Here is an 847-nt window from a genome sequence, read left to right as displayed (position 1 = left end):
GACGGCGTGCCGGTGCAGGTGGTGGATCCGGCGGGCGCGTTCGAGCTGCCCGTGGTGCCGGTGGGCGACGTGGAGGAGTTTCTCGCCGAGCACGCGCGGCGGCCGATCGACCTGGCCACCGGCCCCGTCTTCCGTGCCGTGCTGGGCCGGGTGGGCGAGGAGGAGCACGTGCTGCTGCTCGTCCTGCACCACATCCTGGCCGACGGCCGCTCGGTCGGCATCCTGGCCGAGGAGATCGCGGCCGGCTACCGGGACACCGGCCACGAGGACGTGGCCGAGTTGCCGGTGCAGTTCGGTGACGTGGCGGCCTGGCAGCGCACCCGGATCGAGCAGGGCGCCCTCGACCACGAAGTGGACTACTGGCGAGAGCGGCTGGCCGGGATGCCGCACACCCTGGAACTCCCCGCCGACCGGCCCCGCCCCGCCGGCCGCGACATCTGCGGCAGGCGCCGCGACTTCCACATCCCCGCCACCACCACCCGCCACCTGCACGCCCTGGCCCGCACCCACAACGCCAGCCTGTTCATGGTCCTCATGGCCGGTTTCCAGACCCTCATCCACCGCTACACCGGCCAGCACGACTTCGCCGTCGGCACCCCCGTCGCCGGACGCGACCACCCCGACCTCGACCACCTGATCGGCTTCTTCGTCAACACCCTCGTCCTGCGCGCCGACCACACCGGCGAGCCCACCTTCGACGACCTCGTCGACCGCGTCCGCGACACCGCCCTGGCCGCCTACGAACACCAGCACCTGCCCTTCGACCGCATCGTCGAAGAGCTCCACCCCCAACGCGACCTCACCCGCACCCCCCTCGTCCAGCACGTCTTCGCACTCCAGACCGCGG

The 847-nt window shown here is 72.4% G+C and carries 1 protein-coding gene; it reads left to right on the top strand.

Translation table 11 applies throughout. From position 1 onward, the window contains the following. On the top strand, positions 1-847 hold an 847-nt coding region (locus E1294_RS52085; protein WP_246083905.1), incomplete at both ends, for a condensation domain-containing protein.

The sequence above is a fragment of the Nonomuraea diastatica genome (genome assembly GCF_004349015.1).
In the GTDB taxonomy this organism is placed as follows: Bacteria; Actinomycetota; Actinomycetes; order Streptosporangiales; family Streptosporangiaceae; genus Nonomuraea; species Nonomuraea diastatica.
The sequence above is the reverse complement of the archived record's forward strand: the minus strand, read 5'-3'. Positions and strand labels throughout refer to the sequence as shown.